Origin of the sequence: Oceanobacillus rekensis (assembly GCF_002153375.1) — a bacterium.
In the GTDB taxonomy this organism is placed as follows: domain Bacteria; phylum Bacillota; class Bacilli; order Bacillales; family Amphibacillaceae; genus Oceanobacillus; species Oceanobacillus rekensis.
This window is the reverse complement of sequence record NZ_MTBQ01000003.1, coordinates 22,542-37,438: the sequence shown is the minus strand read 5'-3', so window position 1 is coordinate 37,438 and position 14,897 is coordinate 22,542. Positions and strand designations below refer to the sequence as shown.

The window sequence follows — 14,897 nt, the reverse complement described above, 5'->3', positions numbered from 1 at the left end:
GGATGCGCGAAGTATATTTCCCAGAGCGGTGCCTAAGTTGCTTATCTTAGTTCGCACTTTATAGAATCTACGAAGGTTGAAAAGCAATAAAATTTATGAAATTTGCCAAAAAAAGGACAGGTTAATCATGAAAAAATGATTAACCTGTCCTTTTTGTTGAATTTTGTCAAAAGATGACGAGTTTTATGACTTTTATCCTATATTCTATTTATTTATTTTAATAATGATGGTATTATTAATGACAACAAAAGAGTCATACGTCTGAGGTCGGATCTCTTTAATAGCAGCCTAGGGAAGAGGGGATTTTGTGTCGATTAGAACGGATTCAAGACACCTATATTTACAGGTAATCGATGAAATAACAAAAGATATTGAGAATGGCACATACAGCGAGAAAGAAAAATTACCATCCGAGTATCAATTGTCTAAACGATTGGGTGTTTCCAGAGCTACATTAAGAGAGGCTTTGCGTATTCTTGAAGAAGATAATATTGTAACAAGAAGGCATGGGGTTGGTACGTTTGTAAATTCAAAGCCAATTTTTTCATCAGGAATTGAAGAACTTAAGAGTGTAACAAAAATGATTGAACAGTCAGGAAAAATTGCCGGTTCTCAATATTTGTCTACTGAAATAATAGAAGCAAGTGATGAAGAAAAAGCAAAGTTCTCCTCGCAAAATATTGAGAATCTGGCAAAAATTGAAAGAGTTCGGACTGCTGATAATAAACCTGTTGTATTTTGCATTGATAAGGTTCCTGCAAAATTGATACCGCTCCACCGTGTACATGAAGAAGATTCACTCTTTGAACTGCTGGAAGAATATGCGAATAAACGGATCTCTTATGCTGTTACATATATTGAACCAATCAGTTATCATGACCGTATATTCAGTATATTGAATTGTGCACCAGACCTATCTCTTCTCTTGCTGAAGCAAGTACATTACACAAGTGAAGATGAAGCGGTTCTTTATTCGTCTAATTATTTCCGTTCGGATGTATTTAGTTTTCATGTTTTAAGAAAACGAGTTTAAAAGTCCAACCATGTTTTTTTAGGAGGTGATGGGCAAGATAGCAGGTCTAGTAGGAATTCTATTGTAAAACTAATCAACAGTAAATTATTTAAGGGGGCTTTTAAATGAAAAATCGTAAATTTATTTTATTATTTGCTTTACTACTTAGTCTTGGAATCGTATTAGCTGCATGTGGTGGGGGGTCTGACGAAGAAGAAACAACAGATTCGACAAACAGCGGAGATGATGCTGCTACTGAAGAAGGGTCTTCAGATTACAGTATTGCTATGGTAACAGATCAAGGTGGAGTAGATGATAAATCTTTTAACCAGTCTGCATGGGAAGGTATGCAAGCATGGGGAGAAGAACATGGTTTGTCAAAAGGGAATGGCTTTAATTATGCACAATCAGGATCTAAAGCAGACTTTATGCCAAACATTACACGTCTTGTTCGAGATGAATATAGTCTTATCTTTGGTACTGGTTTCCTTTTACAAGAGGATATTCAAAAAGCTGCAGAACAATTTTCAGATACTAAATTTGCATTAGTTGACGCTATTGTAGAAGCACCAAATGCAGTAAGTGTTACTTTCAAAGAACATGAAGGATCCTTCCTGGCTGGTGTTGCAGCAGCGAGTAAGACAACTACAAACAAACTTGGTTTTGTCGGTGGAATTGATTCACCATTAATCAACAAATTTGAAGCAGGATTTATTGCAGGAGCAAAATCAGTGAATTCAGAGATTGAAGTAGATGTACAGTATGCTGAAACATTTGATGATCCATCAAAAGGTAAGTTAATTGCTTCCAACATGTACAGCAATGATATAGACATTATCTTCCATGCTTCTGGTGGGACTGGAAATGGTGTATTCAATCAAGCAAAAGATATCAAGCAAAACGATCCGGAACGTGAAATTTGGGTTATCGGTGTTGACCGTGACCAACATGAAGATGGTGAAATTAATGATCAAAATGTTACATTGACTTCTATGATTAAGCGTGTGGACGTTGCAGTACAGGAAGTTGCTAACATGCTAGCAAATGATCAATTCCCAGGTGGTGAAATTTTAGAATTCGGTATTGAAGAAGAAGGAATTGCAATTGCTGAAACAAATACAGAAGCAATGACAGAAGAAATTGTTAATACAGTCAACGAATGGCAAGAAAAGATTCTAAACGGGGAAATAGAAGTACCAAAAACACGTGAAGAATTAGAGACATTCGAAAGCTCGCTTTAATAAATAATGAAGAAGGCTGACTGCAGCCTTCTTCTATCATGTAGGATAAAATTTTCAAATAAAGAGGATCTGTATAATAAGATCCTTTTTATTTGGTGATTTTATTAAAATAATACCATTAAAAGATATATCAGATTATAAAGGGGTGAACATGGTGGAGTATGTGATTGAAATGTTGAACATTCGAAAAGAATTTCCAGGTATCGTTGCGAACGATAACATTACTGTTCAGCTTAAAAAAGGTGAAATCCATGCTCTTTTAGGAGAGAATGGTGCAGGAAAGTCCACTTTAATGAATGTTTTATTCGGTTTGTACCAGCCAGAGCAAGGAGAGATAAGGGTTAAAGGTAAAAAGGTAAATATTACTAATCCTAATATTGCAAACGAATTAGGAATTGGAATGGTACATCAGCATTTTATGCTTGTTGAACCATTTACGGTAACTCAAAATATTGTGCTTGGTAGTGAACCGACCAAAAAGAGTGGAGTTATTGATATTGATAGAGCAAGAAAAAATATTAAAGAGATTTCCGATAGATATGGGCTAAAAGTAGACCCTGATGCCAAAATAAGTGATATTTCTGTTGGAATGCAACAACGTGTTGAAATTCTAAAAACACTTTACCGTGGTGCTGAAGTACTTATATTTGATGAACCAACTGCAGTACTGACCCCTCAAGAAATTAATGAATTAATGGATATTATGCGTTCTCTTGTTAAAGAAGGCAAATCTATCATTTTAATTACCCACAAATTGAAGGAAATTATGGAAGTTTGTGATAGTTGTACTGTGATCCGCAAAGGAAAAGGCATTGGTACCGTAGATACTTTCAATACAAATGTAAATGAACTGGCCTCCTTAATGGTTGGCAGGGAAGTTAATTTCAATACTGTTAAAACAGAATCTCATCCTAAGGAAACGGTACTTAAAATAGAAAATCTGGTAGTGAAAGATTCTAGAAAAGTAGATCTTGTCAAAGGGCTCAATCTTGAAATCCATGCTGGTGAAATTGTTGGGATTGCAGGTGTGGATGGCAATGGACAATCAGAATTGATTGAAGCTATAACGGGGCTAACCAAATCCGTATCAGGGAAAATAGAACTTAATAATAAAAATATCATGAATAAAAGCCCGAGAAAAGTCACTGAAAGTGGTATTGGGCATATTCCCCAGGACAGGCATCGATTTGGACTCGTTCTGGACTATTCAATTGGTGAAAATATGGTTCTGCAAACCTATTATAAAAAGCCGTATTCCAAAGCAAAAGTATTGAATTATAAAGAGATTCTAAATAAGGCAGAGAAATTAATCCAAGAATACGATGTGCGTACACCAAGTGTACATACGCCAGCAAGAGCACTATCAGGTGGTAATCAGCAAAAAGCAATCATTGGTCGGGAAGTGGATCGTTCACCGGACTTACTGATTGCTGCTCAGCCTACCAGAGGGCTTGATGTTGGTGCAATCGAATTTATCCATAAAAAGTTAATAGAGGAGCGGGATAAAGGAAAGGCAATCCTTCTTGTCTCTTTTGAACTAGATGAAATTATTAATGTAAGTGACCGAATAGCAGTAATGTTTGACGGTAAAATTGTAGCTGAGGTAAAACCGGAAGAAACAAACGAACAAGAGCTTGGCCTGTTGATGGCAGGCAGTAAAGTAAAGGCGGGTGAGTCCAATGTCACAGAATAAATTATTTACCGTTCTAGTGCCTATAATTTCCGTGTTTCTTGGCTTGCTAGCAGGCGCAATTATCATGCTCGTTTCCGGATTTAACCCAATTGAAGGATATACAGCTTTATGGAATGGAGCATTCGGAGATTCTTATACGCTTGGTGAAACGATAAGAAGATCGACACCGTATATATTGACAGGTTTATCAATTGCATTTGCCTTCCGTACCGGTTTATTTAATATTGGTGCTGAAGGTCAGGTGATTGTTGGTTGGCTTGCAGCAGTGTGGGTAGGACTTGCGATCGATGCTCCAATGTATATTCATTTACCGCTTGCTATAATCGCAGCAGGAATAGCGGGAGCACTTTGGGCATTTATCCCGGGTATACTGAAGGCAAAACTTGGAGTGCATGAAGTTATTGTTACGATTATGATGAACTATATAGCATTATTTGTAACAAATGACATTATTAGAAATGTATTAACAGATCGCCAAACCACAACCGAAGCAATTCCTGCGTCAGCTTCATTGGCATCGGACTGGTTGCAAAGTATTACATTATACTCCCGTGTTCACTATGGAATACTAATCGCCTTATTTGCAGCAGTAATTATGTGGTTTATTATCCAGAGAACAACAATTGGATATGAGCTGAAATCTGTTGGTTACAACGAGCATGCTTCTCGATATGCCGGAATGAATGTAAGTAAAAATATAGTTCTCTCAATGGTTATAGCTGGGACATTTGCAGGTTTGGCAGGCGCCATGGAGGGGTTAGGAACCTATGGAACCATTTCTGTTATGTCCGGTTTTCCTAATATGGGCTTTGATGGTATAGCCGTTGCCTTACTTGGTGCAAATACCGCTTTAGGTGTTGTGCTGGCAGCATTTTTGTTTGGGGCATTAAAAGAGGGTGCTGGTGAAATGCCTACTGGTGCTGGTGTGCCAACTGAGCTTGTAGATATCATTATTGCTTTAATTATTTTCTTTGTAGCATCTAGCTATATTATTCGCTGGATATTGCTTCGCTTTAAAAAGGAGGGTAAATAAATGTTAGATATATTGCAGTCGATTATCCCTACAGCATTATTTTACTCTGCACCACTGATTTTTACTGCATTAGGTGGTGTATTTAGTGAACGGTCTGGAGTTGTAAACATTGGTCTAGAAGGATTAATGGTAATGGGAGCATTTGTAGGAATTGTATTCAATTTAACTTTTTCTGATGTTCTTGGTGTCTGGACGCCATGGATTTCCATAATAGTTGCTATGGTAGTGTCTGCAATCTTTTCGATTATTCATGCTGTTGCATCTGTTTCTTTCCATGCAAGTCAGGTCGTAAGTGGTGTAGCAATCAACATGCTTGCGTTAGGTATTGGTGTATATTTAACGAAGCAATGGTATGGAAAAGGTCAAACGGATATGGTGGATCAGCCTTTTTATACAACCAATATTCCAATTTTATCTGATATACCAATTATAGGTTCTATCTTTTTTGAAGGTATCTATATTACTTCATATATAGCAATTGCTTTTGCTTTTATTGCTTGGTTTGTATTGTACAGAACGCCATTTGGCTTGCGTTTACGTGCGGTAGGTGAACATCCGATGGCAGCTGATACAAATGGTATCAATGTACCCAGGATGCGCTATATTGCTGTGATCTTGTCCGGAGCACTCGGAGGAATTGGTGGATCGGTTTTCGCTCTTACGATTGCTTCGAATTTCTCACATTCAACTATTGTTGGACAAGGTTTTATGGCATTGGCCGCAGTTATTTTTGGGAAATGGCATCCACTTGGTGCAATGGGTGCAGCATTATTTTTTGGTTTCGCCCAAAGCTTAAGTGTTATCGGATCAAGTATTCCCCTGTTTGAGAATGTACCACAGATATTCCTTTTGATTGCGCCATACGTGTTAACGATTCTGGCACTTGCAGGGTTTATCGGACGTGCCCAAGCGCCAAAAGCAAATGGCGTGCCTTATATTAAAGGAAGTAGATAAAATTACAATTAATTTAGAATAACTTTTCACTGGCTTGCTTATATTAGCAAGTCAGTTTTTTTTACTGTATTATGGATGACAACTGGTAAAATTGTGCAGAATAATTGTGGAGAATAATATTACATAGCATCGGAGGATATTTATGAATGCCATTCAAGAAAAGCAACATCGGGAAAACGGTCTAAAACTTCATTTTATTCAAAGTAAAAAATACAAAACGATTAATATCGTGGCAAAGTTAAGAGCACCTCTTGAGAAGGAAACGATTACAAAAAGAGCTTTACTCCCTTATATATTAAAGCAGGGAACTAAAAATTATCCAAGCAGAAGTGAATTTCAATTAAAATTAGATGATTTATATGGTGCCGTTTTGTCTGTTGACGGCGGAAAAAAGGGTGAAAATCATATTATTACTGTTCGCCTGGAATTTGCCAATGAGAAATTTCTTCCGGAAGAATCTTCTATTATAGATGAAGCAATTAGTTTATTCAGCGAAATATTGTTTCAGCCAAATGTTAATGAGAATGGCTTTGATGAATCCATATTTAAGCGTGAAAAAGATACATTAAAACAAAAAATAAACGCGATACAGGATGACAAAATGAGTTATGCCAACATGCGACTTATTGATGAAATGTGTGAAAATGAACCCTATCAACTACATGTTCATGGATATGAAGAAGAGCTTGATACCATGACAAATGAAGACTTGTACAATTATTATCAAACAATCTTTAATGAGAATGAATTGGATGTTTATGTCCTTGGTGATTTTGACGAAGCTGCGATAAAAGAAAAAATAACAAGTAAAATGACAATCAATCAACAAAAACTTCCTGAATTTAATCCATCCCAGGCAATAAAGTCAGTTAGTAAATCACAGGAAGTTATTGAAAAACAGAATGTACAACAAGCAAAGCTGCACATTGGTTATCGTACCAATATAATATTTCAAGACGATGATTACTTTGCCCTGCAAGTATTTAATGGGGTATTTGGTAGCTTTCCAAGCTCTAAGCTGTTTATTAATGTTAGAGAAAAAAACAGCCTGGCATATTATGCATCTTCCCGAATGGAGAGCCATAAAGGGCTGCTTTTTGTGTTTAGTGGGATTGCTCCCAATGATTTCGAAAAGGCGAGAGACATTATTCGTCTTCAGGTTACCGCAATGAAAGATGGAGACTTTACAGAAGAGGAATTAAGTGAAACAAAGGATTTAATCATTAATCAGTTAAAAGAAACAATGGACCATCCACAAGGTTTGATCGAACTGTTATATCAACAAGTAATAGGCAATAAAACCTTAACACCAGATCAATTAATCGAAGGTATTCGTAATGTTACAAAAGATGAAGTTATCCAGGTAGCAGGGAAAATAGAGGAAGATACCGTATACTTGTTAACAAGTGAAGGAGGCTCAAAAGATGAATAAGCAAATATATCAAGAAATCAATGAAACATTATATTCAGAAAAACTCGATAATGGGCTCACCGTCTTTTTACTTCCAAGGCCAGAAATGGCAAAGGCCTTTGGTATCTTTTCAACAAATTATGGATCAATTGATCAAACATTTGTTCCAATTGGTGAAACGGAGGAAGTTCATGTGCCTGAAGGTGTAGCACACTTTCTAGAACATAAACTATTTGAAAAGAAAGACCGTGACGTTTTCGCAGACTTTGGGAAGCAAGGTGCCTCACCAAACGCATATACTTCTTTTACGAAGACAGCATATTTATTTTCGGCGACAACGAATATAGAAAAAAATGTTGAAACGTTAATTGACTTTGTGCAAGATCCTTATTTTTCCGAGGAGTCGGTTGAAAAGGAGAAAGGAATTATTTCTCAAGAGATTAAAATGTATGATGATCAGCCTGATTGGCAATCGTTTATGGGTACAATTAAAAGCATGTTTAAGAATCATCCGGTCAACGTAGATATTGCTGGGACGGTTGAATCAATAACCTCGATTACAAAAGATGATTTATACACTTGCTATAACACTTTCTATCATCCAGAAAACATGTCTTTATTCCTCGCTGGAAATTTCAGGCCTGAAAATATGATGGAAATGATTAAAACGAATCAGAATAAAAAATCATTCAAGGAAATGGAAGATCTAAAGCGGAATTTACCGGAGGAACCAGAAGAAGTGGCCATAAAAGAGAATAAAATTACGATGCCCGTTTCGATCCCAAAATGTACGATAGGAATAAAAGAGTATGGTGACGAACTGAGTAAAGATGATTTCCTTCATAAAGATCTGCTTGGTGGAATGGTACTAAGTCATTTCTTTTCAACTGGTGGGGAATTTTACCAGGAACTATATAAAGCGAATCTGATTGATGGTAGTTTTTACTTTGAAACGAATCTGGATAAAAACTTTGGCTATTCCATGATTGGAAGCAACACAAACAAGCCAGAGAAATTTTCCAAGCGGGTAATTGAGTTATTACTTTCAACAAATGAGATCGAGCTTGCGGAGGACGTTTTTGATCGAATGAAGAAAAAGAAAATTGGTCAGTTGTTACGTTCAATGAATTCACTTGAGTTTATTGCGAACAACTATACTTCCTATCATGCAATGGGAATCAATTTATTTGAAATTATCCCTGAAATACAAAAACTGACATTGCAAGACGCCAATAATTTCATGAAAAATTGGATTAGCGAGAATCGATTAGCAGTTTGTACGATTGCAGCCGAGTAAGGAGATTTATATGGGGGAAAATGTTCTAATCATTGGTGCAAGCGGGGATATTGGTAAAGCTATTGCAGAACGTCTATTGCATGATGGTTATCAAGTATTGCTACATTATAATAAAAATAAGGAAAAGATAGATGAATTAAGGCAGGAATTAAGTACAGATTCAGTGCTTGCAGTCATACAAGCGGATTTGAGCAGCAATGAAGCAATTAAAAGATTTCTTGCTGAAATGGTTTTGCCTGTAGATTATATTGTGTTCGCTAGTGGCGTTGCACAGTTCGGGTTACTTCAGGATACACCTGAAAAAGTAATGGATGACATGTTGACATTACATGTTAAAGCACCATGGATGATTACAAAACACCTATTACCACGAATGATCCAACAAAAACGAGGGAAAATCATTTTTATTACATCAATCTGGGGTAATATTGGTGCCAGTAATGAAGTAATATACTCTTCTGTAAAGGGTGCACAGAACAGCTTTGTCAAAGCCTTGGCAAAAGAAGTTGCACCTTCTGGCATAACGGTAAATGCGATCAGTCCCGGGTATATTGAAACAAAGATGAACGGCCATTTGACGGAAGATGAGAAAATATCAATCATTGCTGATATACCACTCAATCGTGCTGGTTTGCCTAGTGAGATTGCTCATTCTGTCAGCTTTTTACTTGATGAACGTTCAAGTTATATCCAAGGAGAAATTATCAATATTTCTGGCGGTTGGTAAGAAACGTTCATTTTTCTGTATAAATTATTAGTAAACCCAAATACTATACAGGATAAAATGAATAGAGGAGGCATGCCAAATGTCAGTTCTTGATAATTTTGAAACGTGGAAAGGTTTCTTAGCAAACAGGCTTGATCAGGCACAACAGCAAGGGATGGATCAACAAACAATATCCAGTATAGCTGCTGAAGTGGGCGATTACCTAGCTCAAAGTGTTGAAGCAAAGACAGGTGAGGAAGCGGCATTAAAAGAACTATGGAATGCTGCATCTGAGCAAGAACAGCAGGCACTAGCCAATGTGATGATAAAACTCGTGCAAAACAAGTAAAAATCAATTTGATATGACTTTTTAAAAAAGCTGTATAGGTCAATTCTATACAGCTTTTTTCATTGGGAAATTTACTTTTATAGAAACATTCGGTAATTCTAGTTTGGAAAAATTGGAAATAATGTTATATTACTAAGAGAACACTTATTATTTTATGTTTTATGGATGATAGTAATAATAGTATGGATTGCCTAATATGTTGTTTATATGTAAAATAAAGGAGCTCGTTATGGATAAAACCCAATGGTATCTTGAATATGAAATTCAAATCAACCGGCCTGGTTTATTAGGTGATATCTCTTCTTTATTAGGTATGCTTTCCATTAATATTATCACTATTAATGGAGTAGAGAATTCGAGAAGGGGAATGCTGCTTCTTTCAAAATATGATGAGAACATTACAAGATTAAAATCAATTCTGCAAACAATGGACACAATTAAATTATTTAAATTGCGAAAGCCTAAACTTAGGGATCGAATGGCTGTCCGACATGGTAAATATATACATACGGATAGTGATGACAGAAAGACAATCCGTTTTGTTCGTAATGAACTGGGTCTCCTCGTTGATTTTATGGCAGAATTATATAAGCAGGAAGGTCATAAATTAATTGGAATTCGGGGTATGCCGCGGGTTGGTAAGACAGAATCCGTTGTTGCCGCCAGTGTATGTGCAAATAAACGCTGGTTGTTTGTCTCCAGTACGATGATTAAACAAACGGTTAGAAGTCAGCTCATTGAAGGAGAATATAACTCAGATAATATTTATATTATCGATGGTGTCGTTTCTAAACGAAAGGCAAATGAGATGCATTGGCAATTGATTCGGGAAATTATGCAACTTCCCGCTATTAAGGTTGTGGAGCATCCAGACATTTTTGTACAATCAACAGAATATAGTATGGATGATTTTGATTATATTATTGAACTGAGAACAGATGAAGAACAACAAATAACATATGAATCAGTAGAAAAACAGCAATTTGATGGGCAAAGCGGATTTTCTATGTTTGATTTTTAAAATGGAAGGTGTTATTTATGGAGGTTGGGGCAAAGCTAAAAGAAGCACGGCTTGCGAGTGGATTGTCGTTGGACAGTCTTCAGGAAACAACAAAAATACAAAAGAGATACTTAGTAGCAATTGAAGAAGGGAATTTGCATATATTACCAGGCAAATTTTATGCGCGCGCATTTATCAAAGAATATGCGAGTGCAGTTGGACTGGATGCAAGTGACCTGTTGGAGGAATACAGGGAAGAGATTCCTGCCACTGAAGAAGAAAATGTTCAATACTCAAGAATTCAGCGGACAAGAAAATCCAATCATTCAGAAAAATTTTCTGGAATTTCCTCACTTATACCATCTATTATTGTTGTATTACTTGTAATTGGTATTATTTTAGTTGCTTGGTGGTTTATACGGGAGAATATGTCAGAAGATTCATCTGCCCCTGTAGAGGAACCACAGGATAACGTTATTATAAACAATCCAGAAAATACGGAGAGTACAGAATCAGATGGTGACAACCACGATGCTGATTCAATAGATAATGATAATACAACAGAGGAAGAAGAACAGCCAGAGGACTCTGGTGAAGAACAATCGGAAATAACCGTTGTTGAAGAAGGTACAGGTTCAGCACCTGCATCCACATTGGAATTGACTAATGCTGGTGAGGAGATAATTATTACGCTGGAGTCAGCCAATTCGGATGATACTTGGCTTGAAGTCAGAGATGATAATAGTAATGAAGTATTTTATAGTAATAGTTTTAGTGAAGACAACTCTCCGACTGAAATTGATGTCAGTGAAGCGGAAACAATTTACTTTAATATTGGTCACGTCCCAGCATTAAGGATTTTAGTCAATGGAGTGGAGCTGGAATACCCGGTTTCAACTTCCAAGGTACATCAGAAACTGTATTTAAATATTAATAAGGCTGAGTAAATATGTATAGTCTATGATGATAAACCCTTCCATTTACCTTTTCGGAAGGGTTTATCTCATTCTAAAATCAAATAAAACATAGGAGGAAATTGAGTAATGAATTTACCAAATAAACTTACATTATCGCGAATTTTTATGATTCCCATCTTTATCATTCTTTTATCAGTACCTTTTAATTGGGGTAATTGGAATATTGGAGCAGCAGAACTACCTATAGCCCATTTTGTAGCAGGACTGATTTTTATTATTGCTGCAGCTACCGATTGGGTGGATGGGTATTATGCAAGAAAATATAACCTGGTAACAAATCTAGGGAAATTCATGGATCCATTGGCAGATAAGCTGCTTGTTTCGGCAGCACTTATTTTATTGATTGAATTGGGACTTGCACCTGCATGGGTAGTCATTATTATCATTAGCAGAGAATTCGCTGTAACTGGTCTGCGCCTTGTCGCAGCCGGGGAAGGGATTGTACTTGCTGCCGGTCAAATGGGTAAGCTGAAAACAGCAACACAAATGATTGCAATTGCTGTACTATTATTGCATAACTTCCCATTTTCCTATATCGATTTTCCATTTGGGACGATTATGCTTTATATTGCATTATTTTTTACAGTCGTATCTGGTGTTGATTATTTTGTGAAAAATTGGCATGTCATGAGGGATTCTAAATGATGAAACATTTAAAAGCAGAAATAGTTGCTGTCGGAACAGAATTATTACTCGGTCAAATTGCCAATACAAATGCACAATGGTTATCACAACAATTGGCGTTATATGGTATTAATGTTTACAATCACACGGTTGTTGGCGATAATCCCGGGCGCGTTGAAGAAGCTTTCCAAATGGCGCAGAAAAGATCGGATATCATCATTGTCACTGGAGGGCTGGGACCTACAGAAGATGATTTAACTAGAGAAGCATTTCAAGCAATCAGTGGAATGGAAATGATAGAAGATAAAACAGCGATGGGAAAGATTGAATTATTTTTTCAAAATCATCAAGTTGAAATGACTCCTAATAATCGAAGACAGGCAAGAGTCTTCAAGGGTTCCACTGTGTTGAAAAATAACGCCGGCATGGCACCAGGAATGAAAGTAACATTAGCTGAAAAAACATGGTTCTTTCTTCCAGGAGTACCAAGAGAGATGAAACAAATTACGAAGGATGAAATTATCCCTTATCTTCAAGTGATGATAGGTAATGAACAAATAATTAAATCTTTAGTGCTGAAATTTATTGGTATTGGTGAGTCTTCATTGGAACATGAATTAAAAGATTTAATTCAAGCACAGAGCAATCCAACCATTGCACCACTTGCCCAGGATGATGGGGTTGTGATTCGTTTAACGGCAAAAGGAAAATCTGAGAAAAGCATCAAGCAACTATTAAACAATACCAAAATACAAATTCTCGAACGAGTGGGAGAATTTTATTTTGGAGAAGATGATCAGGTTATAGAAGAGGTAATAGTGGAATTACTTAAAAAGCAGAAGAAAAAGCTTGCAGCAGCAGAGAGTCTGACAGGTGGAATGTTTACTGAAAAGGTTGTATCTGTAAATGGCGCCTCAGAAGTCTGTCCTGGCGGAATCATTTGTTATGATACCGCGATAAAGCGAGATATACTTGGTGTATCAGAGCAAATAATTCAAAACAAGGGAACAGTAAGTGAGGAATGTGCTCTTGAGATGGCCGAGAAGGTAAGAAAACTTTTCGGATCTGACATTGGAATTGGCTTTACTGGTGTTGCGGGACCAACACAGACAGAAGGAAACCCCGTAGGAAAAGTCTTTATTTCTATTAGTGATATTCATGGATATCAAAAAGTAGAAGAATACTTATTTACAGGGACACGTAATTCGATAAGAAAAAGAGCTTGTTTAAAAGGATTGGAAATAATTTATAACTACTTAAAATCGTAATATATGGTACTGTTTAGAAGTAGAAATCATTTTTTACGTAAATAACACTGCATATTACTTTATTTTTTAATAATTTCAAGTATAAAAATATAAGAACGTCTATTCGATTTTTTCTTGTTAAATATCTCAAAACAATGTATGATAGGAATAGATAATTTAAGGAGGTAGTTTCTTTGAGTGATAGAAAACAAGCTTTAGATGTAGCTTTGAGACAAATAGAGAAGCAATTTGGTAAAGGTTCGGTTATGAAACTCGGTGAAACTCCAATGCGGAAACTAGATACAATTCCAAGTGGTTCACTGGCACTTGATGTCGCATTAGGTATTGGCGGTTATCCACGTGGAAGAGTAATTGAAATATATGGTCCAGAATCCTCAGGTAAAACAACTGTAGCTCTTCACGCAATTGCAGAAGCACAGAAAAAGGGCGGGCAAGCAGCATTTATCGATGCGGAGCATGCACTTGATCCGACCTATGCAAAAGCACTTGGTGTAGATACGGACGAGTTACTTTTATCCCAGCCGGACACAGGGGAGCAGGCACTGGAAATTGCAGAAGCACTTGTTCGAAGTGGAGCTGTTGATATATTAGTAGTCGATTCAGTTGCTGCATTAGTGCCAAAGGCGGAAATTGAAGGTGAAATGGGTGACTCCCATATGGGCTTACAGGCTCGTCTGATGTCACAGGCATTAAGAAAACTTTCCGGTGTTATTAATAAATCAAACTCAACTGCTATTTTCATCAACCAAGTTCGTGAAAAAATCGGGGTTATGTTTGGTAATCCAGAGACAACACCTGGTGGACGTGCCCTTAAGTTCTACTCTTCTGTAAGACTTGAAGTACGCCGTGCCGAAACATTAAAACAGGGCAATGAAATGGTAGGGAATAGAGCAAGGATTAAAGTTGTTAAAAACAAAGTTGCGCCACCATTTAAACAAGCAGAAGTGGATATCATGTATGGTGTAGGGATTTCTAAAGAGGGTGAAATACTTGATATCGCTTCAGACTTGGATATTGTAGATAAAAGTGGTGCATGGTACTCCTATAAAGGTGAGAGACTTGGACAAGGCCGTGAAAATTCAAAAATATTCCTAAATGAAAACAAAGCTATCATGAACGAGATTCATAGTGCTATTCGAACCCATTATGATCTGGATGGTGTAGAAAAAGAAAAAGCAGAAGCAGAAGCGGAAAAAGCAAAGACAGAAACAAAAGATAATAAAACAGCAACTAAAAATAGTAAAGCAACAGAAAAGGAAAAAAATACTCAGGACAGTCTGGATGTTTAATAGTTTCTTAACTTAAGGGACCTTTGCCGGTTAAAATATCGGT

At 36.7% G+C, this 14,897-nt stretch carries 14 protein-coding genes; all 14 read left to right on the top strand.

The window, feature by feature from the left end:
• Positions 1-307 precede the first annotated feature (307 nt).
• The 14 genes from BV906_RS07550 (at position 308) to recA (ending at position 14,854) form a co-directional block, all read left to right on the top strand.
• Positions 308-1,033: a GntR family transcriptional regulator gene (locus BV906_RS07550; protein WP_087972851.1), complete on the top strand. Its 726-nt coding sequence runs from the start codon at positions 308-310 to the stop codon at positions 1,031-1,033.
• A gap of 104 nt (positions 1,034-1,137) precedes the next feature.
• Positions 1,138-2,253, top strand: a complete 1,116-nt coding sequence (locus BV906_RS07545; RefSeq protein WP_087972850.1) for a BMP family lipoprotein — start codon at positions 1,138-1,140, stop codon at positions 2,251-2,253.
• Positions 2,254-2,407: 154 nt separating this feature from the next.
• Positions 2,408-3,946: an ABC transporter ATP-binding protein gene (locus BV906_RS07540; protein ID WP_087973540.1), complete on the top strand. Its 1,539-nt coding sequence runs from the start codon at positions 2,408-2,410 to the stop codon at positions 3,944-3,946.
• Positions 3,933-4,979 carry an ABC transporter permease gene (locus BV906_RS07535; protein ID WP_087972849.1) on the top strand — a complete coding sequence of 349 codons (1,047 nt, stop codon included), beginning with the start codon at positions 3,933-3,935 and terminating at the stop codon, positions 4,977-4,979. Before BV906_RS07540 ends, BV906_RS07535 begins: the two co-directional genes overlap by 14 nt.
• Complete coding sequence (locus BV906_RS07530) at positions 4,980-5,933, top strand: ABC transporter permease (RefSeq protein ID WP_087972848.1); 954 nt, start codon at positions 4,980-4,982, stop codon at positions 5,931-5,933.
• A 142-nt stretch (positions 5,934-6,075) separates the two neighbouring features.
• A complete protein-coding gene (gene yfmF / locus BV906_RS07525) occupies positions 6,076-7,365 on the top strand; it encodes an EF-P 5-aminopentanol modification-associated protein YfmF (RefSeq protein ID WP_087972847.1) in 1,290 nt (429 codons plus the stop codon).
• A complete protein-coding gene (gene yfmH, locus BV906_RS07520; RefSeq protein WP_087972846.1) occupies positions 7,358-8,641 on the top strand; it encodes an EF-P 5-aminopentanol modification-associated protein YfmH in 1,284 nt (427 codons plus the stop codon). Before yfmF ends, yfmH begins: the two co-directional genes overlap by 8 nt.
• Before the next feature lie 10 nt (positions 8,642-8,651).
• Entirely contained in the window at positions 8,652-9,368 is a 717-nt protein-coding gene (gene ymfI, locus BV906_RS07515) for an elongation factor P 5-aminopentanone reductase (protein WP_087972845.1), read from the top strand.
• 79 nt (positions 9,369-9,447) lie between these two features.
• Complete coding sequence (locus BV906_RS07510) at positions 9,448-9,696, top strand: DUF3243 domain-containing protein (RefSeq protein WP_087972844.1); 249 nt, start codon at positions 9,448-9,450, stop codon at positions 9,694-9,696.
• Positions 9,697-9,925: 229 nt separating this feature from the next.
• Positions 9,926-10,717: a DUF3388 domain-containing protein gene (locus BV906_RS07505; protein ID WP_087972843.1), complete on the top strand. Its 792-nt coding sequence runs from the start codon at positions 9,926-9,928 to the stop codon at positions 10,715-10,717.
• 17 nt (positions 10,718-10,734) lie between these two features.
• Entirely contained in the window at positions 10,735-11,643 is a 909-nt protein-coding gene (locus BV906_RS07500) for a helix-turn-helix domain-containing protein (protein ID WP_087972842.1), read from the top strand.
• A gap of 96 nt (positions 11,644-11,739) precedes the next feature.
• Positions 11,740-12,318, top strand: a complete 579-nt coding sequence (gene pgsA / locus BV906_RS07495; RefSeq protein WP_087972841.1) for a CDP-diacylglycerol--glycerol-3-phosphate 3-phosphatidyltransferase — start codon at positions 11,740-11,742, stop codon at positions 12,316-12,318.
• Entirely contained in the window at positions 12,315-13,565 is a 1,251-nt protein-coding gene (locus BV906_RS07490; RefSeq protein WP_425435183.1) for a competence/damage-inducible protein A, read from the top strand. The genes pgsA and BV906_RS07490 overlap by 4 nt, the downstream gene beginning before the upstream one ends.
• 173 nt (positions 13,566-13,738) lie before the next feature.
• Positions 13,739-14,854 (top strand): recombinase RecA, encoded by a 1,116-nt coding sequence (recA, locus tag BV906_RS07485; protein WP_087972840.1) that lies wholly within the window; start codon positions 13,739-13,741, stop codon positions 14,852-14,854.
• The last annotated feature ends 43 nt before the right edge of the window (positions 14,855-14,897 follow it).